A 21,149-nucleotide genomic window follows, 5' to 3' on the forward strand; every position below is an offset into this window, starting at 1 on the left:
CGCCGGCATGCGCCCGAACCGAACCCTCGCCGCCCTGTGCCTCGGCCTCGCCTTCGCGGGCGCCATCGAGCCCGCCCTCGCCCGGTCCGCCCGCGAGGAGATCGAGCCCGCCGAGGAGCGGACCTTCCCGTTCGACGCCAACATCCCGGGCTGCCAGGACCCGGACGTGCTGGAGAAGGTCGCGAGCCAGTTCGCCGAGAAGGAGGCGAAGTTCTGGAACTCGTCGCTGACGATCGTCTCCTACGACCGGATCGAGCGCACCGCGTGGCGCCCCTGGGGCCTCGACTACTATCCGCGCCGCTACTGCACGGCGACCGCCACGACCTCGGATGGCATCCGCCGGAAGGTCGACTACTCGGTGCGCGAGAGCCTCGGCATCATCGGCTCGACCTGGGGCGTCGAGTTCTGCGTGCACGGGCTCGACCGCAACCTCGCCTACGCCTACGCCACCGCCTGCCGGATGGCCCGCCCGTAGGAACGGCGCCGGCTCGCTTCTGCCTCGGGGGAGGGTGATGAAGCAGGTGTTCTGGGGAATCGCGGCGCTCGGCGCGCTGCTGGCCGCGCCCGCGTCCGCGCAGGACGAGGGCGGCTTCGGGCGCGGGCGGCCCGGCGACTTCGACTTCTACGTGCTCGCCCTGTCCTGGTCGCCCACCTATTGCGAGGGCGCGGGAGCCGGGCGCGACGAGCGCCAGTGCGCGCCCGGGCGCGGGCTCGGCTTCGTGGTGCACGGGCTCTGGCCGCAATACACCCGCGGCTACCCGACGAACTGCTCCGCCTTCGAGCGTTCCCCCACCCGCCAGGCCATGGAGGTGGCCGGCGAGGTCTTCTCGAGCGAGGGGCTCGCCCGCTACGAGTGGCGCAAGCACGGCACCTGCTCGGGGCTCGACCCGGCCGCCTATTTCCGGGCCGCCCGCGAGGCGCGCGCGGCGGTGACGATCCCCGACGACCTCAGGAACGCGGGCAGCGACCGGCGCCTCGCGCCGATCGAGATCGCGCGGCAGTTCGTGCTGGCGAACAAGGGGCTGCGGCCCGACATGATGGCGGTGGCCTGCGCCCGCGGCCGCTTGCAGGAGGTGCGCATCTGCTTCACCAAGGACCTGCGCGGCTTCGCCGCCTGTCCGGAGGTGGCGCGCCAGAACTGCCGCGCGCCCGAGGTCACCCTGGAGGCCGCCCGCTAGATGGGTCGATGAACTACCGCCACGCCTTCCACGCCGGCAACTTCGCCGACGTCCTGAAGCACCTCGTCCTCGTGCGGGTGCTCGCACACCTGCAGCGCAAGCCCGCCCCCTTCCGGGCGATCGACGCCTTCGCGGGCCTCGGCTTCTACGATCTGGCGGGGGAGGAGGCCGGACGGACGGCGGAGTGGCAGGACGGCTGGGGCCGCCTCGACGAGCCCTTCCCGGCCGAGATCGAGGCCCTGCTCGAACCCTACCGCGCGGCGGTGGCGGCCGTGCGGGAGCGCCACGGCGAGAGCGTCTACCCGGGCTCCCCGGCCCTCATCCGCGAGGCCCTGCGCCCGACCGACCAGGGCGTGTTCGTGGAGCTGCACCCGGCCGACGCCGAGGTGCTGCGCGACCGCTACAACCAGGATCCGCGCACCAAGGTGCTGCATCTCGACGGCTGGACGGCCCTCAACAGCCTGATCCCGCCCCCGGAGCGGCGCGGCCTCGTCCTGATCGATCCGCCCTACGAGGTGCCGGGCGAGATCGAGCGCCTGGGCAGCCGCCTCGCCAGGGCGGTGGCGAAGTGGCCGACCGGCCTCTTCCTCGCCTGGTACCCGATCAAGGACGTGGCGGCCGTCGACCGCATGGTCGCGGGGCTCGACGCCGCCCTGAAGCGGCCGGCGCTGCGCCTCGACCTGATGATCGACCGCCCGGACCCGACCCGCCTCACCAGCACCGGCCTCGTCGTCGTCAATCCGCCCTGGACGCTCGCCGAGGAGGCCGGCCTGTTCCTGCCCGCGCTCGCCGAGCGCCTGGCCCGCGCCGATTACGGCGCCTTCCGCTGCGAGGCGCTGGGCGCGCCGGGCTGAGCGGACACGCGGCGTACCGCCCGCCGCCGCGGCCGGCCCCGGTCCGAGAACCGCAAGGTTCTCACGGCCCTGCGCCTCGATCCGGACGTGCTCGCCGCTTTCAAGGCGTCGGGCCCGGGCTGGCAGACCCGGATCAACGACGTCCTGCGGCGCGAGGCCGGAACCCTGCGCACTTCGGGCGATCCGGCGGGAGGCCGAAGGCGCGGCCGGTGAGACCATCCGGCCGAGGTTCGCGTTTCGGCCGCACTTCCCGTATATGCGTCGGGAACCCCTCTCCGAAGGCCCCGAGACGATCATGGCGACGGCGTCGTTCGACACCGCCCGGCGCGCAGGCAGCGCCGTTCCCGCAATCGAGAAGACGCCCGAGTTCCGGCCCGAGGCGGACGCCCCCCTGCCGGGGCGGCGCACCTCCCTGGTCGGGCTCACCCGCGCGGACCTGAAGGCCCGCCTCCTCGCGGTCGGCGTGCCGGAGCGCGAGGGCCGCATGCGCTCGGGCCAGATCTGGCACTGGCTGAACGTCCGCGGCGCCCGCGCCTTCGACGAGATGACGAACGTCGGCAAGGGGCTCAAGGCCCTGCTCGCCGAGCACTACACGCTCGACCGGCCGGAGGTGGTGAGCCAGCAGGTCTCCCGGGACGGCACCCGCAAGTGGCTGCTGCGCATGGCGCCGACCGGCGCCCACGACCACAACCGCGGTGCCGAGATCGAGTGCGTCTACATCCCGGGCCCGGACCGGGGCACGCTCTGCGTCTCCTCGCAGGTCGGCTGCACGCTGACCTGCTCGTTCTGCCACACCGGCACGCAGCGCCTCGTGCGCAACCTCTCGGCCGCGGAGATCGTCTCCCAGCTGATCGTGGCCCGCGACGAGCTCGGCGACTTCGTCGGCCAGATGCCCTCGCGCGACGCGAACGGCGAGGCGGGCCGCCTCGTCACGAACATCGTGTTCATGGGCATGGGCGAGCCCCTCTACAACCTCGACAACGTGATCGACGCGGTCGGCGTGATGTCCGACCAGGAGGGCCTCGGCCTGTCGCGCCGCCGCATCACGGTCTCGACCTCGGGCGTGGTGCCGCAGATGCGGCGCCTCGGCGAGGAGGCGCACGCCATGCTCGCCATCTCGCTCCACGCGGTGCGGGACGACCTGCGGGACGAGCTGGTGCCCCTCAACCGCAAGTATCCGATCGCGGATCTCCTCGACGCCTGCCGCCGCTACCCGGGCCTCAATAACGCGCGCCGCATCACCTTCGAGTACGTGATGCTGAAGGGCGTCAACGACTCGGACGCGGATGCCCGCGAGCTGGTGCGGCTGCTCAAGGGGATCCCGGCCAAGATCAACCTGATCCCGTTCAACCCCTGGCCCGGCAGCCGCTACGAATGCTCGGACTGGGAGCGGATCGAGCGCTTCTCCGAGATCGTGTTCAACGCCGGCTACGCGTCGCCCGTGCGCACCCCGCGCGGCCGCGACATCCTGGCCGCCTGCGGCCAGCTCAAGAGCGAGACCGAGAAGCTGCGTGCCCGCGCCCGGCTGATGCTGGAGGAGGGCATGGCCGAGCGGATGTACGCGGGCGGCGACGAGGACTGAGCGGCTAAGTCTGCCACGCGACCGGCGCGAGGCCCCGCGCCTCGAGCCAGGCATTCGCCCGCGCGAACGGGGCGGAACCGGGAAAGTCCCGGGCCCGGTTCAGGGGCGAGGGATGGCCCGTCTCGATGACGCCGTGGCGCGCGCGGTCGATCAGGGCCGCCCGTGAGCGGGCCTGCGCGCCCCAGAGCAGGAACACGGCGGGCCGGTCCCGCTCGGAGACCGCCGCCACCGCCTCGTCGGTGAGCCGCGCCCAGCCGTAGCGCAGGTGCGCGCCGGCCTTGCCCGCCTCCACCGTCAGCGCGCTGTTGAGGAGGAGCACGCCCTGCTCCGCCCAGGGCGTGAGGTCGCCGCGCGCGGGGCGGCCGGGCGCCACTTCCGCCAGGATCACCCTGAGCGAGGCCGGCAGGCGGCCGGGGCCCACGTAGGAGAAGGCGAGCCCGTGGGCGTCGCCCGGGGTCGGGTAGGGGTCCTGGCCGAGGATCACGACCTTGACGGCCTCCGGCGGCGTCAGGGCGAGCGCCCGGAAGATGTTCTCCGGCTCGGGCAGCACCCGGGCGCCCGCCGCGATGCGGGCGTCGACCCGCGCCGCCACCCGGTCCGCGCCGCCGTCCGCGAAGAAGGGGAGTTCGGCCCAGGGCGAGCCGGAGGCGCGGAAGCGGGCGAGCGCCGCGGCGACGGGCGTGTCTGTCATCAGCGGACCAGGATGCGGCGCCCGGACTCGACGTCGAGGGGGGCGTTCGCCCGGATGTAGGCCATCACCTCGTTGGCGACGAGCTTGCCGTCCGTCGCGCCGATGAGCGTGCGGCCCCTGGCGAGCACCCCGTAGCCGTTGCCGCCGTCGTACAGGAAGCTGTTCGAGGCGACCCGGTAGGTGCGGGCGGGGTCGAGGGGCTCCGACCCCACCAGCACCGAGGCGACCCGGGAGCCCGGCGCCGCCGCGGGGTCGACCGTCACGGTGAGCCCGGAGACCTGCAGCATCCGGCCGGCCGTGCGCCCGAAATCCGAGAGCCCGTTCTCGATCGCGGCGCGCAGCTGCGCGCCCGAGATCGCCACGAGCACCGTCGTGTTGCCGAAGGGCAGCTCGGTCAGGATGTCGCGCCGCGTCAGCACGCTGCCGGCCGGGTAGAGGCGGTTCCCCCGGATGCCGCCGCCGTTCATGATCGCGGCCTCGGCGCCGGTGGCGGCGCGCAGGGCGTCCGCGACGAGGTCGCCGAAGCTCGATTCGCGCGCCCGCACCGTGGCGACGCGGCTGTCGAGGGCGGTGCGCGTCGTGCCGAGCGCCGCGTCGAGCTCGCGCGAGAGCTCGCCCTCCAGGCGCCGGACGATCGCCAGCGTCTCGGGGTCCGGCGTCACGGTGGCGGTGTCGTGGATGCGGAAGCGCGGGTGCCAGGCGACGCGCCGGGCCTGCCCCTCGCCCGTCACCGTCACGGTGACGTCGACGGAGGTGACGTAGTGGGCGTCGACGCTCGACTCCACCAGAGCGCGCTGCCCGTCGTAGTGGACGAGGAGATCGTGGTCGTGGCCGGACAGCAGGATGTCGACGAGGCCCGCCGCCACGATCGCCCGGTCGGTGGGGCGGGCGGTGTGGGCGACGCCGACGACGAGGTCCGCCCCCTCGCGGCGCAGGGCCTCGGCCTGGTCGGCGAGCGTCTCCATCTCGGGGCCGAAGCGGAGGTCGCCGCTCTGGGACTTCTCCGGCGTGCTCGCGAGCGCGATGCCGACGATGCCGATCCGGATGCCGCCGAGCGTGACCAGAGTGCGGTCCTGCACGCCCTCCAGGGGCTTGCCCGCGCCGTCCCGGAGATTGGCCGCGAAGACCGGGAAGGCCGCCTCCCGCATCCGCTGCAGGAACACCGCCGGCCCGAAATCGAACTCGTGGTTGCCCGGCACGAACACGTCGGGGGGCGCGCGGTCGAGGAGCTCGACGATGTGCGCGCCCCGGTCGATGCCCGACATCAGCGAGGGGGACAGGGTGTCGCCCGCGTGGGCGTAGAGCATCGGCACGCCGCGCGCCCGCTCCGCCTTCACCACCGCGTTGAGCCGCGCGAAGCCGCCCCAGCCGTCCACCTCGGCCATCTGGTAGACGTCGTTGACGAGGAGCAGGCTGAAGGTGGCCTCGGGGGCGGGGGCGCCCTCCTCCGCCGCGGCGGCCGGCAGGCTCGCGGCGAGCCCCGCGCCGAGGCCGAGGCCGAGGGTCTGGCGGCGGCTGGGACGGGGCATCGGGCTCGACTCTCCGGAGGTGATCCGCCCTAGCGCCTCAACGCGACACGAACGTGTCGCGCACGGCCTTGGCGTTCCGGCGCACCATCGGCCAGATCCAGGCGCCGGAGGCGAGGTAGGCGCCCGGCGCCATCGGCTTCAGTTCCCCGGCGAGGCGCTGGGCGAGGCCCGGCACCGCGAGGCGGCCGGCCGGCTGGTCGGTCTTGCGGTACACCACCGTGGTGTCCTCCCGGCGGTAGCCCGTATCGGGCACGAGGCCGGCCCGGCGCGCCATGAGGTCGAAGGTCTCGCGCACGAAGCCGTGGACGTGGGCGAAGTGGAAGCGCTCGTGCGGGGGCTTGGCGGTGGCCGCCATGTTGGGCACCGCCGCGTACAGCACCCCGTCCGGCTTCAGCCAGCGGGCGAGGCGCTCCATCACGTCGGCGGGGTCGCGCAGGTGCTCCAGCACGTGGTGCGTCGTGATGACGTCGAAGTGACCCGCCTCGAAGCGGTCGTCGCCCGCATCGTCCAGCACCTCGATCCCGTGGGTCCGCCGGGCGTAGGCCGCGTAGTCGCGGCCGGGCTCGACGCCGATCGCCTCGCAGCCCCGGGCCCGCGCCGCGGCGAGGAACTCGCCGGAGCCGCAGCCGAAATCGAGGACGCGGGCGCCGGGCCGGAGCTTCGGGGCGAGGAGGTCCGCCCGCAGGGCCGCCTCCCGGGCGGAGCGGTTGAGGTGGTGGCGCGGCGGGCCGCCCGCGAAGGCGAGCTGGTAGTCGGCGCGGTAGGCGTGGGCGTAGTAGTCCGCGAGCTCGGCCGGCGTCGGCATCGGGTCGGTGCGAATCAGGCCGCACTCCGCGCAGGCGATGGAGCGCAGGGTCTTGAGCCGACGGTCCGTCTCCGCCACCGTGACGGCCTCCTGCGAGCCGCACAGATTGCAGGCCGTGGGCGCCCCCGTGTAGGGGTAGCCCGTGAAGGGCATGAAGTGGTTGATGAAGTAGCGGGGAGACGGCATGTCGCGGTCTGTCCTGTCGAATCTTCGCTGGCCGGCTCCGTGCTCTAGATAGATATGTCCGCGCGGACAACCGCGGCGTGTTCGCCCGCAGGTCCGCCTCCATCTCACGAAACCGTCGTCGCGGGCCGTCGTTGCGGCCACGGCGGGAAGCGCCCCCGGGGCCGAAAGCCGATGAACGAACGCGTCGAACCCGCCTCGCTCCAGACCGGTCAGGCCGTCCGGCCGCAGGCTGCGGCCGGGAGCGCGGCGCCCCAGGGCGCGCCGCTCCCCGCCGAGCACCCGCCGGTGCGCTGGGGCCGGGTGGGCGTGCTGCTGATGAACCTCGGCACGCCCGAGGGCACGAGCTACTGGCCGATGCGGCGCTACCTGAAGGAGTTCCTCTCCGACCGGCGCGTCATCGAGGTGCCGCGCCTGATCTGGTGGCCGCTCCTCAACCTCGTCATCCTGACGAAGCGCCCGGGCCCGAAGGGGCGCGACTACGCCAGCGTCTGGAACACGGAGCTCGACGAGGGCCCGCTCAAGACCATCACCCGCGGCCAGTGCGAGAAGCTGCAGGCGGCGATGGGCGACTCGGTCGTGGTCGACTGGGCGATGCGCTACGGCAAGCCGGAGGTGTCCCTGCGCATCCAGGCGCTGCTCGACCGGGGCTGCGACCGCATCCTGCTGGTGCCGCTCTACCCCCAGTACGCCGGCGCGACCTCGGCCACCGCCTGCGACCAGGCCTTCAAGGCCCTGATGCAGATGCGCTGGCAGCCGACCGTGCGGGTCTCGCCGCCCTACCACGACGATCCCGTCTACATCGAGGCGGTGGCCCAATCGATCCGCGAGGGGCTCTCCCGGCTCGACTTCGAGCCGGAGGTGATCCTCACCTCGTTCCACGGCGTGCCGAAGAGCTACCTCCTCAAGGGCGACCCCTACCATTGCCAGTGCGTGAAGACCGGCCGCCTCATCCGCGAGGCTCTGGGCTTCTCGCCCGAGCGGATGCGCGTCACCTTCCAGTCCCGCTTCGGCAACGAGGAGTGGCTGAAGCCCTACACCGACGAGACGGTGCAGGACCTCGCCAGGAGCGGCGTGAAGCGGCTGGCCATCGTGGCGCCGGGCTTCACCGCCGACTGCCTGGAGACCCTGGAGGAGCTCGACGGCGAGAACCGCCACTATTTCGAGGAGAACGGCGGGGAGCACTTCGCCTACATCCCCTGCCTCAACGATTCGGATCTCGGCATGCAGGTGATCGAGCACGTCGTTCGCCGTGAGCTTCAGGGCTGGGTCTGAGATTCCGATCCGGTTCTTCTTGGGCCGCCCCGGTCGGGCGCGGGAATGACCGGTCGGGACAACTTTTCTGTTGCAGTGCGACGGAGGAGTCTCGACTAAGAGTGGTGCGGACAAGATTCCGCGCGCGACGGCGCGCGGTCCGCGCCGGAGGTTCGATGCACCTCGACGACGACAGCCTGCGCGGCATCGAGGAGATGCTGGTCTCGGCGGCCGTCCGGCCCGAGGCGTGGCCGGAGGCGGTCTCCCGGATCGTCGAGGCGACGGGCGCACGCGGCGCCGGGGCCATCCCCATCCTCGGCCGCGTGCCCGGCGTGCCCTCCAGCGACTCGATCGAGGAGCTGATGGCGGCCTATTTCCGCACCGGATGGGCCGAGCGCGACTACCGGGCGAACGGCATCCCGACGCTGATGCGCACCGGCCTCCTCGTCGACCAGGACATCACCACGCCCGACGCGATGCGGGGAAACCCGTTCTACAGCGACTTCCTGCGCGCCTACGGGTTCCAGTGGTTCGCGGGCCTCCTCGTCACGGTGGGCGACGACGTCTGGTGCTTCACCCTGCAGCGGACGATCGGGCAGGGAGCGTTCACGCCGGACGAGCAGGCCGCCCTGCGCCGGCTGATCGCCCCGCTCGGGCGGGCGGCCGCGCTCGCCCGCGACGTCGGCGAGGCCCGCCTCGACGGGATCGCCGACACCCTGGAGACGCTGCGCCGGCCCGCCCTCCTCCTCGACCGGACGGGCTGCGTGCTGCGCACCGGCAGCGCCGCGGAGCGGTTCCTCGGCGGCGCGCTCGACCTGCGCCGGGGCCGCCTGACCGTGCCCGGGAACCTGCGGGCGAGCGCCGCCCTGCAGGCGCACGTGGCAGCCGCGATCTGGTCCGAGCTGAAGCCCGACAGCCCGGCGCTGGCGCCGGTGGTGGTGGAGCGGACAGGCCGCCGGCCCCTCCTCCTGCGGGCCCAGCCCCTGCGCAAGGCGGGCTTCCAGTACTTCGACGGCGCCCGGGCGATCCTGACGATCACCGACCTCGACGGGACTGCGCTGCCGGAGGCCGGGCTCCTCAGGGCGCTCTACGGCCTGACGCCGCGCGAGATCGCGTTCTGCGAGGCGCTGCTCTCGGGCCGCGGCGTGGCGGAGTGCGCGGCCGGCCTCGGCGTGTCGATGCCGACCGCCCGCTCGCACCTCAAGGCGATCTTCGCCAAGACCGGGACGACGGGCCAGGGCGGCCTCCTGCTCCTGCTCTGCCGGCAAGCCGCGGCTTAAGGCCGGTTTCCGCGCGCCGAAGGTGCCCCGGTACGGCGTTTCCGACTTGCTGAGGCGGCGCACCGACCTATCCTTCTCCAGCCAGGGCCGGTCAGGCTTATCGCTCACGAGGGATCAGATGGGCTTCTTCATCGGAATCGGCGGCCCCTGGCTCGTCCTCGCCATCCTCGAGCTGATGTCGCAGCGGCGCGCGCGGGAACTGAGCCCGGTCGAGCCGACGCCGGCCTCGCACTCCTCCTACCTGACCCCCGACGTCGCCTGACCGCCCGCGCGGGCCCGCCCTCAGGCGAGCGCGACCGCGAGGAGGAGCGTGGCCGCGAGGCCGAGGGCGGTGCGCACCGCGTGCAGCCGCGCCCAGCGCCCGATCAGGCGCCGGCTCTCCGCGCCGGCCTCGGCCGGCCGCGTGGCCATCAGAGGCCGGTTCGTCGGCAGGATGGCCAGGAGCGTGTAGGGCCAGTTGGCGAGGAGCACGAGGCCGCCGAGCAGGAAGGCGGGGCGGCCGGTCTGCCACCACGCCGCGGCCGCGCACAGGAAGCCGACGATCGCGAGCGTCGCCTGCAGGGCGAAGCCGCGCCGGTAGGCGACCTGCCACTGCGCGAGCAGCGCCCGGTCGTCGAGCCTCAGCCGGGCGGGCTGCTCCGCGACGTTGATGTAGAGCGCCGCGCCCGAGAACAGCGCGGCGACGGCGAGGGCTGCCAATCCGGCGAGCATGCCGAGCCTCCCGGCGATCGGGCGGGGTGCGCGCCCCGCGCCTCAGGGCTTCTTCGTCTCGGGCGGCGGCGGGGCCACCGGCGGGGCGGCGTCGGTGCGCTCGACCTTGGCCCCCTCGCGCAGCTTCAGGATGAGGTCCTGCTGCGCCTTGCGGGTCAGGTACTGGTCGACCTGCTCGCGCATCTCCTCGAAGCCCGGGATCGGCTTCGTGCGCTTCTCCTCGACCTTGATGACGTGCCAGCCGAACTGCGTCTTGACCGGGTCGGAGACCTGGCCGACCGGCAGCTTGAAGGCGGCCTCGGCGAAGGGCGCCACCATGCGCTCCTTGGTGAACCAGCCGAGATCGCCCCCTTCGGTCTTCGAGCCCGGGTCCTTCGACATCTCGGCGGCGACCTTGGCGAAGTCCTCGCCGCCCTTGATGCGCTCGGAGATCTTCTTGGCGTCGCCCTCGTTGTCGACGAGGATGTGCCGGGCGTGGACCTCCTCCTCGGGCTTCATCGCCTTGACGGTCTGGTCGTAGAGGGCGCGGGCCGCCTCCGGGGTCGCCGCCTTCTTGGCCTCGCGGTCGAGGTACTCGTCGAGGAGCAGCTTGTCGCGGAAATAGGCGAGCTTGCGCTTGAACTCCGGCATCTCGCCGATCTTGGCGGCCTCCGCCGCCTGCGCGCCGACCTTGAGGTCGATCATGTAGTCGACGAGCAGGTTCTTCTTCTGCGCCTCGTCGACGCCGGGCAGCGAGAGGGCCGGGTCCTCGCCCGCCACGTTCAGGTCGCCCTGCGTGATCGGGGCGCCGTTCACCTTGGCCACCACCGTCTCGGGGGCCGGGGCGGGGGCGGACTGCGCGGCCGGCGTCGCCGTCGACTGCGCCCAGGCGGCGGCCGGCAGGCTCAGGACGAGCGCGAGGGCGCTGGCGCAGCGCAGGGTTCGGGAGATCGGCATCGGGTCGGCGTCCTCGGGCACTCGGCCCCGGACCGCGGCGGGCGGACCGTCGCGGTCTCGTCGCGGGGCATCGGAAGCGGCGCGGCGGCCGCGGGAATCGGCGACACAGGTGGAATGGCTCGGCCCCGAACGCAAGCTCCGCCGCGCCGCCCGGGGTCCCGGGCACACCCGATCGTGAGGAACGATTCGGCAAGCTCGGCCGTTCTCGCGGATCGCTCGCCGGCCGCCCCCGGGAGGCCGCGAAGCGGGGCCTCTTTTAGATGCGCCCCCCGATATTTACCTCTATAAGCCCGCCCAATTCGCCTTTTGACGGCTCGCACGACCGCAGGTTCACGATGCTCGGTGCCCTCGCCAAGAAGATTTTCGGCTCGTCCAACGACCGTCGCGTCAAGGGCTACCGTCCGCGTGTCGCCGCGATCAATGCCCTGGAGCCGGAGATCGCGGCCCTCCCGGACGAGGCCTTGCGCGCCCGCACCGACGCGCTGAAGGCCGAGCTCGCCGCCGGCAAGAGCCTCGACGACATCCTGGTCCCCGCCTTCGCCACGGTCCGCGAGGCGGCCAAGCGCGTGCTCGGGCAGCGCCACTTCGACGTGCAGCTCATCGGCGGCATGGTGCTGCACGAGAGCGGCATCGCCGAGATGAAGACCGGCGAGGGCAAGACGCTCGTGGCGACGCTGCCCGTCTACCTCAACGCCCTCTCGGGCAAGGGCGTGCACGTCGTCACGGTCAACGACTATCTCGCCTCGCGCGACGCCGAGTGGATGGGCCGGATCTACCGCTTCCTCGGCATGTCGGTCGGCATCATCGTGCACGGGCTCGACGACGAGCAGCGCAAGGCGAGCTACGCCTGCGACATCACCTACGGCACGAACAACGAGTTCGGCTTCGACTACCTGCGCGACAACATGAAGTACGAGATGTCCCAGCTCTCGCAGCGGGGGCACAACTTCGCCATCGTCGACGAGGTGGACTCGATCCTGATCGACGAGGCGCGCACGCCGCTCATCATCTCGGGCCCCGTGGACGATCGCTCCGAGCTCTACGTCGCCGTCGACGCGATCATGCCCCGCCTCGTGAAGGCCCATTACGACCTCGACGAGAAGCAGCGCACCGTCTCGCTCACCGAGGAGGGCAACGAGTTCGTCGAGGAGGCGATGCGCGAGGCGGGCCTCCTCAAGGAGGGCGACCTCTACGACGCGCACAACGTCACCCTCGTCCACCACGTGAACCAGGCGCTGCGGGCCCACACCCTGTTCACCCGGGACAAGGACTACATCGTCCGCAACGACGAGGTGGTGATCATCGACGAGTTCACCGGCCGCATGATGCAGGGCCGGCGCTACTCGGAAGGGCTGCACCAGGCGCTCGAGGCCAAGGAGCGGGTGACCATCCAGCCGGAGAACCAGACGCTGGCCTCCATCACCTTCCAGAACTACTTCCGCCTCTACAAGAAGCTCGCCGGCATGACCGGCACGGCCGCCACCGAGGCCGACGAGTTCGCCGAGATCTACAAGCTCGAGGTCGTCGAGATCCCGACCAACAAGGAGGTCGAGCGCGTCGACGAGGACGACGAGGTCTACCGCACGGTCGAGGAGAAGTACGCCGGGATCATCGCGGAGATCGACAAGGCGCATGCCCGCCACCAGCCGATCCTCGTCGGCACGGGCTCGATCGAGAAGTCCGAGTACCTCGCCGAGCTCCTGAAGAAGCACGGCTACACGCTCCTCGACTACTCGGACCCGAACGCGCTCACCGACGTCTACAAGGCCGCCCGCGAGGGCCGGGTGACGAAGCGCTTCGCGGTGCTGAACGCCCGCTTCCACGAGCAGGAAGCCTACATCGTGGCCGAGGCCGGCGTGCCCGGCGCCATCACCATCGCCACGAACATGGCCGGCCGCGGCACCGACATCAAGCTCGGCGGCAACCTGGAGATGCGCATCGAGAAGGAGCTCGCGCATCTGGAGGAAGGTTCGGAGCGCGACGCCGCGATCGAGCGGATCAAGTCCGAGATCGAGGAGAATCGGGCCAAGGTGCTCGCCGCGGGCGAGCCCGCCGACCCGGCCGCCGGCCGCAAGCGAGACCTGCCGGGGGGCCTCTACATCATCGGCACCGAGCGCCACGAGTCCCGGCGCATCGACAACCAGCTCCGCGGCCGCTCCGGCCGCCAGGGCGATCCGGGGCGCTCGAAGTTCTACCTGTCGCTGCAGGACGACCTGATGCGCATCTTCGGCTCCGACCGCATGGACGGGATGCTGCAGAAGCTCGGCCTGGAGCAGGGCGAGGCGATCATCCACCCCTGGATCAACAAGGCCATCGAGAAGGCGCAGCAGAAGGTCGAGGCGCGCAACTTCGACATGCGCAAGAACGTGCTCAAGTACGACAACGTGATGAACGACCAGCGCAAGGTCGTCTTCGAGCAGCGCCGCGACTTCATGGGCCAGGAGAGCGTGCGCGACACGGTGGACGAGATGCGCCACGGCGTGATCGACGACCTCGTGACCGTGCACATCCCCGAGAACGCCTACGCCGAGCAGTGGGACGTGGCGGGCCTGCGCGAGCGCGTGCAGGGCGTGCTCAACCTCGACGTGCCGGTGGAGGAGTGGGCCAAGGAGGAGGGCATCGCCGACGAGGAGATGCGCGAGCGCCTGCGCAAGGCCGCCGACGAGGCCTACGCCGAGCGCGTGGAGAAGAACACGCCCGAGGTGATGACCTACATCGAGAAGCAGGTCCTCCTGCAGACCCTCGACCATCTCTGGCGCGAGCACCTCGTGACCCTCGACCACCTGCGGCAGGTGATCGGCTGGCGCGGCTTCGCCCAGCGCGACCCGCTCAACGAGTACAAGTCGGAGGCCTTCGACCTCTTCAACGGCCTCGTGGCGAACCTGCGCGAGCAGGTCACCGCCCAGCTCGCCCGCATCGAGATCGTCTACCAGGAGCCGGAGGGCCAGGGCGCCGGGCCGTTCGGCGGCCTGGAGAGCCCGGAACTGCCGCCGATGTTCGCCCAGCACCTCGACCCGGCGACGGGCGAGAACGAGATGGACTACGCCGGCCGCGGCACGGGCAGCGCCGGCGGCGCGGGGCCGGCCTACGGCTACGCGGCGCAGGGCCTCTCGGCGGACGCGGCCGTGCTGGAGCGCGACCCGTCCGACGCCACGACCTGGGGCCGGGTCGGCCGCAACGAGCCCTGCCCCTGCGGCTCGGGCAAGAAGTACAAGCACTGCCACGGCAGCTACTCGGGCTGAGCCCGTGACGGCCGGCTCCCCGACGCCCGGTATCGCCTACGGCGTCGAGCCGGCCCTGAGCGCGGCGGAGTTCCGCCGCGTGCTCGCCGCCTCCGGGCTCGACGCGCGGCGCCCCGGCGACGCGGCGCGCCTCGCCCGGATGCTTCGCGGCGCGAACCTGATCGTGACGGCCCGGGCCCTGGTGCCGGAGCGCACGCTCGTCGGCGTCGCCCGCGTCCTCACCGACTTCGCGTGGTGCGCCTACGTCTCGGACCTCGCGGTCGACCGCAATTTCCAGGGGCGCGGCGTCGGCCGCCGCCTCCTCGAGGTGGTGCGCGAGACGGCGGGCCCCGAGGTCGCCGTGATGCTCACCGCGGCGCCCGGCGCCGACGCCTTCTACGAGCGCATCGGCATGCCGCGCCTGACGAACGCCTTCCGGTTCGACCGGGAATCCTGAAAGGTTCGCCGCTCAGACGAGTTCGACGCTCGCCTCGATGCGGTCGGCGACGACCACCAGGGACCGGTCCGGTCTGCGCTCGATCAGCCCTGCGTCGGCCAGAGCGACCACGTCGTCGTGAACGCGCCGGTAGGGACGGTCGAGCTTGCGCGCGAGGTCCTGGATCGAGGAGGCGGGCTCCGCGCGGAGACCGCGCAGGAGCTTGAGGCGTGCCGGCGTGAGCGTGGCGGCGAGTGCGTCCCAGCTCTCGAACGTCAGGATGCGGCGGGCGGTCGTGTCGCCGCCCGCGCCGCGCCGCCAAGCGTCGAGGAAGGCGTCGGCGACGCCCTGCAGATCGGCACCGACCCGGATCTCGACCGTCCCTTTCATCCCGTGCTCTCCCGAAGGCTGGCGACCTTCGCGAGGAACGCCTCGATCAGGTCGGCCGGGGTTGTGAAGGCGTAGGGCATCTCGACCTCGCCCCGGTGAACATGGTCGCCCTTCCCGGCCTCGTTGTCGTAGGCCAGCAGGCGCAGCCCGGCCCGGCCGTAGAACAGCGAGTACTTGAACGGGTGCACCGACCCGCGAACGACGTCGCCCTCCGCGAGACGCCAGAGCTTCACCTCCAGGATGGCGCCGTCCGCGAAGATGGTCTTGTCGTGGAGGAGGAGGATCGCGCTCGCCATCTCACTATGACATCATCCGTCATATTTTGCCATGCCGCCTGTCGGCGCGCCAGACGAAGGATGCCCGCGGCTGCTACGCGGCCACCTCGCCCCCCACCAGTTCCCGCACCTCCCGCGCCAGGTCCGCGAGGCTCAGCGTGCCCTTGGCGATGACCCGGTCGGCCCGGCCCGCGAGGCGGCGGCGGTCCTCGGCAGTGATGTCCTTGGCGGTGAGCACCACCACCGGTATGTCGCGCCAGTCGGTCCGGGCGCGCAGGCGGCGCAGGAAGGTGAAGCCGTCCACCTCCGGCATCATCAGGTCGAGGAGGATCAGGCCGGGCCGCTCCGCCGCCACCGCGGTGAGGGCGGCGCCCCCGTGCTCGGCGGTGCGCACCGGCAGGCCCTCGCGCCCGAGATAGGCGGCGAGGCGCTCGCGGGCGTCCGCGTCGTCCTCCACGACGAGGATCGGCCCCCCGCCCGGTCCCGGCCGGAACCGGTCCGTGACCGCCTTCAGGTGGTCCCACTCGATCGGCTTGTGCAGGTAGTCGGTCGCCCCGAGGGAGAAGGCGAGCGTCTCCTCGTCGAGCACCGTCACCATCACGATCGGCGTTCCCCCGAGATCCGGGTCGGCGCGCAGCGCCCGCAGCACCGACCAGCCGTCCATGTGAGGCATGGTGACGTCGAGGAGGATGGCGCGCGGGCGCAGGCTCCTGGCCCGCTCCAGCCCGATCCGCCCGTCGCTCGCCGTCGCCACCCGGAAGCCGTCGCGCTCCAGGAAGCGGGCGAGGAGATCGCGGGTCGCCGCGTCGTCGTCGATGACCAGGATGGTGACGCCCTCCTCCCCCTCCCCGGCGGGGCTCGGCGCGGGCGGCGGCTCCTCGGCGGGCGCGCGGTAGCGGGCGGGCAGGCGCAGGGTGAAGGTGGTCCCCTCCCGGCTCTCCACCCCGATGTCGCCGCCGAGCATGTGCGCGAAGGCGCGGGTGATGGAGAGGCCGAGCCCGGTCCCGCCGAAGCGGCGCGTCGTCGAGGCGTCGGCCTGGGTGAAGCGCTCGAACAGGCGCCCGACCTGCTCGGGGTTCATGCCGATGCCGGTGTCGGAGACGGAGAAGCGCAGGGTCCCGTCCGGCTCCCGCGCGGCGCAGAGCGTGATCCGGCCGTTCTCGGTGAATTTCGCAGCGTTGCTGAGCAGGTTGATGAGGCACTGGCGCAGCTTCGTCACGTCGGTGTGGGCCGAGCCGAGATCCGGGGCGAGCGCGAGGGCGAGCGCGTTGCCCTTCTTGGCGACGAGGCCCTCGACGGTGGCGGCGACCTCCTCGACCACCTCCGAGACGCGGAAATCCTCCGCGAAGATCTCGACGCGCTCGGCCTCGATCTTCGAGAGGTCGAGGACGTCGTTGATGAGGCCGAGGAGGTGGCGCGCGTTCGACTCGATCTTGCGCATGTCGGCGGTCAGCGCCGGCTCACCGAGATCCTCCAGTTCCTCCTGCAGCATCTCGGAATAGCCGATCACCGCCGAGAGCGGCGTGCGAAGTTCGTGGCTCATGTTGGCCAGGAACTGGCTTTTCGCCCGGTTCGCCTCCTCGGCGGCCTCCTTGGCGGCGGCGATCTGCGCCTCGGCCTCCTTGCGCTCGGTGATGTCGCTGTGGGTGCCGACCCACTCGCGCAGGCGCCCGTCCGCGTCGAGGAGCGGCACGGCGCGCACGCCCATGTAGCGGTAGGCGCCGTCCCGGCGCAGCAGCCGGTGCTCGGTCTCGTAGGGGGTCAGGGTGCGCACCGCGTGGGCCCAGGCGGCGCGGGTGTGGCCGCGGTCGTCCGGGTGGACGGCGTCGAGGAAGCCGAGGCCCGCGTAGGCCCCCTCCTCCTGCCCCGTGAAGCGGGTCCAGGCACTCTGGCGCGGGTGCAGGGCGCCGTCCGGGTCGGCGGTCCAGACGATCGCGGCCGAGGCCTCGATCAGGGAGCGGAAGCGCTCCTCGCTGCGGGCGAGGCGGTCCTGGGCCATCCGCCGGATCGTCTCGTCGAGGACGACGAGGCCGACGCCCTCGACGTCGCGCTCCCCGGCCTCGCCGCGCAGGGGGTAGAAGCTCATCGAGAAGTGGCGCACGCCGCCCGGCGCGCTCGGGGCCGGCACCGCCACCGGCACGTCCGGCGTGACGAGCCCCTCGCGGAGCGCGGCGGCGAGCTTCGGAGCGAGTTCCTCCCGCAGCGTCGGCAGCATCGCCCAGATCGGCGCCCCGAGATCGGCCCCGAACCCGCGCTCGCTCATCGTCGCGAGCGCCCGGTTCATGTGGCGGATCTTGAGGTCGCGGTCGAGGAAGCCGAGCCCGACGGGGGCGTTGGCCAGAACCCCGTCGAGGAGGCGCGTCATGCGCAGGGACTCGCGGCGGCGCACCAGGGCGAGGCGGGCGAGCAGGACGATCGCCGCCAGCGCCGACAGGCCGCTGATCAGGGAGAGGATGAGGGCTCGGGCGCGGTCCTGCGCCTGGACCGCGTCGATGCGGCGGCCGGTCTCGGCCTGGATCGCGGCGGACTCGGCCCGGATCGCGTCCATGATCCGCTTGCCCTCCTCGGTGCGCACGAGGGCGGTGGCGGCCTCGAAGCCCTGCTCGCGGCGCGCGGCCACGACCCGGGCGGCGAAGTCGCGCTTCTCGGCGATCAGGGTCGCGAGCGACTTGCCGCCCGTGGCCGCGTCCCGCCCCGGCACAGCCGCGACGCCCCCGAGCGCGCCGAGGCGCGCGTCGATGGCCCCAAGCGAGTCCGTGTAGGTGGCGAGGTAGCGCTCACCCCCGACGATGACGTAGCCGCGCTCGCCGGTCTCCAGGTCCTTCACGGAGGAGAGCAGGCGCTCGACGCCCGCGATGATGCCGGTGTCGCGGGCGACCTCGGCCCGGCGCGCCTCCCCGGCGAGATAGTTCCAGAAGCCCGAGGCGAGGGCGAGCGCGAGCAGGCCGAAGGCCGTGGGCGACCCGAGCCGGCCGCTCCGGCCGGGCGTCCCGCGCCAGTTCCAGCGGCGTAGCGCGGAGATCGACACGCTCATCGGGGACTTTCGGGTTCCGGCCGGGACGGGCTCATCGCGCGGTTACGGGTAAATGCGCCGCCGGCCCGCGTTGCCAAGCCCTCGGCCAAGCCCTCGGCCAAGCCCTCGGCCAAGCCCGCGTTGCCAAGCCCTCCGCCAAGCCCTCGCCGGGTGCCCGCCCGTCTCGGTCCTCGCCTCACATCGTCGTGATCAAGCCCGCTCAGGTCTCCACGAGGCCGGTGCTCGCCCCCGTCGCCTCGGAGTCGCCGCGGCCGTGCGGCAGGGCGAGATACTCCGAGGAGCGCATCTCGATGAGGCGGGAGACCGTTCGGTCGAACTCGAACGCCTCGCGGCCCTCCTTCACCGGGTAGAGGTCCTGCGCCTCGGCCTCGGCGGAGGCCACGAGCTTCACGTGCGCGTCGTAGAGGGTGTCGACGAGGGTGATGAAGCGCTTGGCCTCGTTGCGCTGCGCCTCGCCCATCACCGGGATGGCATCGACGATCAGGGTGTGGAAGGTGCCGGCCAGCGCCATGTAGTCCGAGGCGCCGAGGGGCTGCGCGCAGAGGTCGGCGAAGGCGAAGCGGGCGACGCCCGCCGCCTCCTCCGGCACCGCGACGTCGCGGCCCTTCACGCGGATCGTGGCGGGCCGCCCCTTCGCCTTGCCGGTCAGCCCCTTGAAGGCGCGGTCGAGGGCGGCGCGGGCGGCCGCGTCCGCGGGCACGTGGTAGACCGAGGCGCCGCCGAGCTTCTCCAGGCGGAAATCGGTGCGCGAGTCGAGGCGCAGCACCGTCACGCGCTCCTTCAGCTCCGCCACGAAGGGCAGGAACAGCGCGCGGTTGAGGCCGCCCTCGTAGAGCCGGTCGGGCTCGACGTTCGAAGTCGCCACCACCGTGACGCCCTGGCGGAACAGGGCGCCGAACAGGCGGCCGAGGATCATCGCGTCGGCGATGTCCGTCACCGTGAACTCGTCGAAGCAGAGGAGCTTCGCCTCCGCGGCCAGCGCCTCGGCGACGGGCGGGATCGGGTCGTCGCCCTTCACCTCGCCGCGCTTGAGGGCCTGCCGGTAGGCGTGGATGCGCTCGTGCGCGTCCGCGAGGAAGCCGTGGAAGTGGACGCGCCGCTTGGGCGCCGGGGCGGCCTCGTGGAACAGGTCCATCAGCATGGTCTTGCCGCGCCCGACCGAGCCCCAGATGTAGAGCCCCTTCGGTGGACCGCCCGCATCGTCCTTGCGGCCGAACAGCCAGCCGAGCGCGCTCCCCTTCTTCGCTCGCCGGCGCCGGTCGAGGTCCTGCGCCAGCGCGTCGAGGGCGCGCACGAGGCGCAGCTGCGCCGGGTCGCGCTCGATGCTGCCGGAGGTCACCAGCCCCTCGTAGCGCGCGTGGACGGGGCCGAGGGGCTGAGCCCCCGCGTGGGCCTCGGGGGAGCGGGCCGGGCCCGATGTCGGATGGGAGCCTGTCACCTCGGCCGTCACCTCGCGCGTCTGAGCCGGTGCCTCACCTCACGGATCGATGGAGGGCGCGAGATGAACGGGAGCCGTCAGGGCTGTGCCGCGCGGCAGCGCCCGGATCAAGCCCGCCTCCCCCAGGATCGGTGACAGCCGGCCTCCGGTTCCATCACGCCGGCGCATGGCCGACCCGGCAGGGACGGGGTACGTCTTTTTGCTGCATTGCACAACAAAACCGGCCGTGCGAGATCGCCGCCCGCCAGATGCAGCTTGGCCGGGATCGGCCGGCGCGCGCCTGACGGGAGGTTTCGTCCGGGACTCGCTGCGCGCGACGCGCAACACGACCGGAGACCGGCATGGCACTGCCCAGACTGAACCAGACCGGACCGACCCCCTGGCGGGGTCAGATCCGGCGCCTCTGGCCGAGCGACCGCCCGGCCATCGTCGACTACTTCCTGCGGCTCGACCCGGAGACCCGCGCCGGGCGCTTCATGGGCGCGGTCAGCGAGGCGGGCGTGCGCGCCTACGCCGAGCGGGCGGTGAGTGCGGAGGGCCTCGTGTTCGGCGCCTTCGTCGACGGGACGCTGCGGGGCTTGGGCGAGTTGCGGCCGATGGGCCCCTGCCCGCCCGGCCCGCTGCTCGGGCCGGAGGCCGAGGCCGCCTTCGCCGTCGAGCGGGACTTCCGCCGCCTGGGCCTCGGCTCGGCCCTGTTCGCGCGGATCGCCGACGCGGCCCGCAACCGCGGCGTCAGCGACCTGCACGTCCGCTGCCTCACCCGGAACGGCCCGATGCGCGGCCTCGCGGCCAAGCTCGGCGCGAACCTGCGCCCGGCCGGCCCGGAGACGGAGGGCGCCCTGCACCTCGCGCTCCCGACCCCGGTCTCGCTCTGGCACGAGAGCGTCGCGGAAGCCTTCGACCTGACGCTCGCCGTCGCGGCGGCGGGCCGGGGCGCGTGGCGCGCGGCATCGTGAGCCGGCCACGGCCAAGCTGCCTTCTTCCGGCCGCCGCTTCCCGCGACAGTGGCTCCGGGCCGCCCCGCCAGAGGGTGCCCGCACAAAGGGCTGAACATCCGATGCGCGACACCGATGCCTCGGCGGCCGTGGGCCGCCTGGAGCGCTCCGTCGACGCGACGCTGCGCGTCATCGCGGCCGCCTGCACCGAGCGGCAGGCGCCTCCCGTCAGCGCGGCGCGCCGCCGGCTCGCCGAAGCCTACGGCGCGAGCCGCCTGCGCAAGCGCCTGGAGCGCGAGCGCCGCGGCGCCTGAGGGGATCAGGCCACCGCGTCCCAGGTCTCGCTGATCCGGGCGCCCGCCCGCACGAGGTGGGCGCGCAGGATCACGTCGCCCGGCGGCATCTCGGCGGGCGGCC

General features: G+C 72.7%; 20 protein-coding genes and 1 pseudogene. 12 read left to right on the plus strand and 9 right to left on the minus strand.

What is annotated here, in order from left to right; translation table 11 throughout:
* Positions 1–7 precede the first annotated feature (7 nt).
* From MOX02_RS04195 to rlmN, 5 genes and pseudogenes are all read left to right on the plus strand, one after another.
* Positions 8–475 (plus strand): hypothetical protein, encoded by a 468-nt coding sequence (locus MOX02_RS04195; protein ID WP_147024475.1) that lies wholly within the window; start codon positions 8–10, stop codon positions 473–475.
* Between the two features lie 37 nt (positions 476–512).
* Positions 513–1,178 (plus strand): ribonuclease T2 family protein, encoded by a 666-nt coding sequence (locus tag MOX02_RS04200; protein WP_147024476.1) that lies wholly within the window; start codon positions 513–515, stop codon positions 1,176–1,178.
* Positions 1,179–1,186: 8 nt separating this feature from the next.
* Positions 1,187–2,032 (plus strand): 23S rRNA (adenine(2030)-N(6))-methyltransferase RlmJ, encoded by an 846-nt coding sequence (locus tag MOX02_RS04205; protein ID WP_147024477.1) that lies wholly within the window; start codon positions 1,187–1,189, stop codon positions 2,030–2,032.
* A gap of 30 nt (positions 2,033–2,062) precedes the next feature.
* Positions 2,063–2,245: pseudogene (locus MOX02_RS04210) on the plus strand (BrnA antitoxin family protein); the annotation flags it as partial.
* An 82-nt stretch (positions 2,246–2,327) separates the two neighbouring features.
* Positions 2,328–3,614, plus strand: a complete 1,287-nt coding sequence (gene rlmN, locus MOX02_RS04215; protein WP_147024478.1) for a dual-specificity RNA methyltransferase RlmN — start codon at positions 2,328–2,330, stop codon at positions 3,612–3,614.
* Between the two features lie 4 nt (positions 3,615–3,618).
* Here rlmN and MOX02_RS04220 read toward each other — a convergent pair whose 3' ends face one another.
* The 3 genes from MOX02_RS04220 to MOX02_RS04230 are packed head-to-tail and all read right to left on the minus strand — an operon-like array spanning position 3,619 to position 6,825.
* Positions 3,619–4,305, minus strand: a complete 687-nt coding sequence (locus MOX02_RS04220) for a uracil-DNA glycosylase (protein ID WP_147024479.1) — start codon at positions 4,303–4,305, stop codon at positions 3,619–3,621.
* Positions 4,305–5,834 carry a bifunctional metallophosphatase/5'-nucleotidase gene (locus MOX02_RS04225; protein ID WP_147024480.1) on the minus strand — a complete coding sequence of 510 codons (1,530 nt, stop codon included), beginning with the start codon at positions 5,832–5,834 and terminating at the stop codon, positions 4,305–4,307. Before MOX02_RS04225 ends, MOX02_RS04220 begins: the two co-directional genes overlap by 1 nt.
* Before the next feature lie 37 nt (positions 5,835–5,871).
* The gene (locus MOX02_RS04230) at positions 5,872–6,825 is read right to left on the minus strand and encodes a class I SAM-dependent methyltransferase (RefSeq protein WP_147024481.1); all 954 of its coding nucleotides are present in this window, start codon (positions 6,823–6,825) and stop codon (positions 5,872–5,874) included.
* Between the two features lie 171 nt (positions 6,826–6,996).
* Between MOX02_RS04230 and hemH the strand changes: the two genes are divergently transcribed.
* The 3 genes from hemH (at position 6,997) to MOX02_RS30985 (ending at position 9,618) form a co-directional block, all read left to right on the plus strand.
* Positions 6,997–8,097, plus strand: a complete 1,101-nt coding sequence (gene hemH, locus MOX02_RS04235; RefSeq protein WP_147024482.1) for a ferrochelatase — start codon at positions 6,997–6,999, stop codon at positions 8,095–8,097.
* Positions 8,098–8,252: 155 nt separating this feature from the next.
* Positions 8,253–9,356 carry a helix-turn-helix transcriptional regulator gene (locus tag MOX02_RS04240; RefSeq protein WP_147024483.1) on the plus strand — a complete coding sequence of 368 codons (1,104 nt, stop codon included), beginning with the start codon at positions 8,253–8,255 and terminating at the stop codon, positions 9,354–9,356.
* A 118-nt stretch (positions 9,357–9,474) separates the two neighbouring features.
* Positions 9,475–9,618 (plus strand): hypothetical protein, encoded by a 144-nt coding sequence (locus tag MOX02_RS30985; RefSeq protein WP_170267658.1) that lies wholly within the window; start codon positions 9,475–9,477, stop codon positions 9,616–9,618.
* A gap of 20 nt (positions 9,619–9,638) precedes the next feature.
* Here the strand turns inward: MOX02_RS30985 and MOX02_RS04245 are convergent, their stop codons facing one another.
* Positions 9,639–10,067, minus strand: coding sequence for an anthrone oxygenase family protein (locus tag MOX02_RS04245; RefSeq protein ID WP_147024485.1), 429 nt, complete (start codon positions 10,065–10,067; stop codon positions 9,639–9,641).
* A gap of 42 nt (positions 10,068–10,109) precedes the next feature.
* Complete coding sequence (locus tag MOX02_RS04250; RefSeq protein ID WP_147024487.1) at positions 10,110–11,003, minus strand: peptidylprolyl isomerase; 894 nt, start codon at positions 11,001–11,003, stop codon at positions 10,110–10,112.
* 335 nt (positions 11,004–11,338) lie between these two features.
* Here MOX02_RS04250 and secA point away from each other — a divergent pair, with 335 nt between their 5' ends.
* Positions 11,339–14,245: a preprotein translocase subunit SecA gene (secA, locus tag MOX02_RS04255; protein WP_147024489.1), complete on the plus strand. Its 2,907-nt coding sequence runs from the start codon at positions 11,339–11,341 to the stop codon at positions 14,243–14,245.
* Positions 14,246–14,249: 4 nt separating this feature from the next.
* Positions 14,250–14,681, plus strand: a complete 432-nt coding sequence (locus MOX02_RS04260) for a GNAT family N-acetyltransferase (RefSeq protein WP_238179581.1) — start codon at positions 14,250–14,252, stop codon at positions 14,679–14,681.
* Positions 14,682–14,693: 12 nt separating this feature from the next.
* On the opposite strand, the gene MOX02_RS04265 is transcribed toward MOX02_RS04260, so the two are convergent.
* From MOX02_RS04265 to zapE, 4 genes are all read right to left on the minus strand, one after another.
* On the minus strand, positions 14,694–15,050 hold the full coding sequence (locus tag MOX02_RS04265) for an HVO_A0114 family putative DNA-binding protein (RefSeq protein ID WP_147024490.1): 357 nt from the start codon (positions 15,048–15,050) through the stop codon (positions 14,694–14,696).
* Positions 15,047–15,346, minus strand: coding sequence for a toxin-antitoxin system TumE family protein (locus tag MOX02_RS04270; protein ID WP_147024492.1), 300 nt, complete (start codon positions 15,344–15,346; stop codon positions 15,047–15,049). Before MOX02_RS04270 ends, MOX02_RS04265 begins: the two co-directional genes overlap by 4 nt.
* A 73-nt stretch (positions 15,347–15,419) precedes the next feature.
* Complete coding sequence (locus MOX02_RS04275) at positions 15,420–18,359, minus strand: response regulator (RefSeq protein WP_147024494.1); 2,940 nt, start codon at positions 18,357–18,359, stop codon at positions 15,420–15,422.
* 199 nt (positions 18,360–18,558) lie between these two features.
* Positions 18,559–19,797, minus strand: a complete 1,239-nt coding sequence (gene zapE, locus MOX02_RS04280; protein ID WP_147024496.1) for a cell division protein ZapE — start codon at positions 19,795–19,797, stop codon at positions 18,559–18,561.
* 341 nt (positions 19,798–20,138) lie between these two features.
* Between zapE and MOX02_RS04285 the strand changes: the two genes are divergently transcribed.
* Both MOX02_RS04285 and MOX02_RS04290 read left to right on the plus strand, forming a co-directional pair.
* A complete protein-coding gene (locus MOX02_RS04285) occupies positions 20,139–20,753 on the plus strand; it encodes a GNAT family N-acetyltransferase (protein WP_147024498.1) in 615 nt (204 codons plus the stop codon).
* A 101-nt stretch (positions 20,754–20,854) separates the two neighbouring features.
* The gene (locus MOX02_RS04290; protein WP_147024500.1) at positions 20,855–21,046 is read left to right on the plus strand and encodes a hypothetical protein; all 192 of its coding nucleotides are present in this window, start codon (positions 20,855–20,857) and stop codon (positions 21,044–21,046) included.
* Positions 21,047–21,149 lie beyond the last annotated feature (103 nt).

This window comes from Methylobacterium oxalidis, from assembly GCF_007992195.1.
Lineage (GTDB): Bacteria > Pseudomonadota > Alphaproteobacteria > Rhizobiales > Beijerinckiaceae > Methylobacterium > Methylobacterium oxalidis.

Excerpts from the sequence above, each read along its gene's own strand:
- MOX02_RS04195 (WP_147024475.1), top strand. The coding sequence starts at position 8 with ATGCGCCCGAACCGAACCCTCGCCGCCCTGTGCCTCGGCCTCGCCTTC.
- MOX02_RS04200 (WP_147024476.1), top strand. The coding sequence starts at position 513 with ATGAAGCAGGTGTTCTGGGGAATCGCGGCGCTCGGCGCGCTGCTGGCC.
- MOX02_RS04205 (WP_147024477.1), top strand. The coding sequence starts at position 1,187 with ATGAACTACCGCCACGCCTTCCACGCCGGCAACTTCGCCGACGTCCTG.
- rlmN (WP_147024478.1), top strand. The coding sequence starts at position 2,328 with ATGGCGACGGCGTCGTTCGACACCGCCCGGCGCGCAGGCAGCGCCGTT.
- MOX02_RS04220 (WP_147024479.1), bottom strand. The coding sequence starts at position 4,305 with ATGACAGACACGCCCGTCGCCGCGGCGCTCGCCCGCTTCCGCGCCTCC.
- MOX02_RS04225 (WP_147024480.1), bottom strand. The coding sequence starts at position 5,834 with ATGCCCCGTCCCAGCCGCCGCCAGACCCTCGGCCTCGGCCTCGGCGCG.
- MOX02_RS04230 (WP_147024481.1), bottom strand. The coding sequence starts at position 6,825 with ATGCCGTCTCCCCGCTACTTCATCAACCACTTCATGCCCTTCACGGGC.
- hemH (WP_147024482.1), top strand. The coding sequence starts at position 6,997 with ATGAACGAACGCGTCGAACCCGCCTCGCTCCAGACCGGTCAGGCCGTC.
- MOX02_RS04240 (WP_147024483.1), top strand. The coding sequence starts at position 8,253 with ATGCACCTCGACGACGACAGCCTGCGCGGCATCGAGGAGATGCTGGTC.
- MOX02_RS30985 (WP_170267658.1), top strand. The coding sequence starts at position 9,475 with ATGGGCTTCTTCATCGGAATCGGCGGCCCCTGGCTCGTCCTCGCCATC.
- MOX02_RS04245 (WP_147024485.1), bottom strand. The coding sequence starts at position 10,067 with ATGCTCGCCGGATTGGCAGCCCTCGCCGTCGCCGCGCTGTTCTCGGGC.
- MOX02_RS04250 (WP_147024487.1), bottom strand. The coding sequence starts at position 11,003 with ATGCCGATCTCCCGAACCCTGCGCTGCGCCAGCGCCCTCGCGCTCGTC.
- secA (WP_147024489.1), top strand. The coding sequence starts at position 11,339 with ATGCTCGGTGCCCTCGCCAAGAAGATTTTCGGCTCGTCCAACGACCGT.
- MOX02_RS04265 (WP_147024490.1), bottom strand. The coding sequence starts at position 15,050 with ATGAAAGGGACGGTCGAGATCCGGGTCGGTGCCGATCTGCAGGGCGTC.
- MOX02_RS04270 (WP_147024492.1), bottom strand. The coding sequence starts at position 15,346 with ATGGCGAGCGCGATCCTCCTCCTCCACGACAAGACCATCTTCGCGGAC.
- MOX02_RS04275 (WP_147024494.1), bottom strand. The coding sequence starts at position 18,359 with ATGAGCGTGTCGATCTCCGCGCTACGCCGCTGGAACTGGCGCGGGACG.
- MOX02_RS04285 (WP_147024498.1), top strand. The coding sequence starts at position 20,139 with ATGGCACTGCCCAGACTGAACCAGACCGGACCGACCCCCTGGCGGGGT.
- MOX02_RS04290 (WP_147024500.1), top strand. The coding sequence starts at position 20,855 with ATGCGCGACACCGATGCCTCGGCGGCCGTGGGCCGCCTGGAGCGCTCC.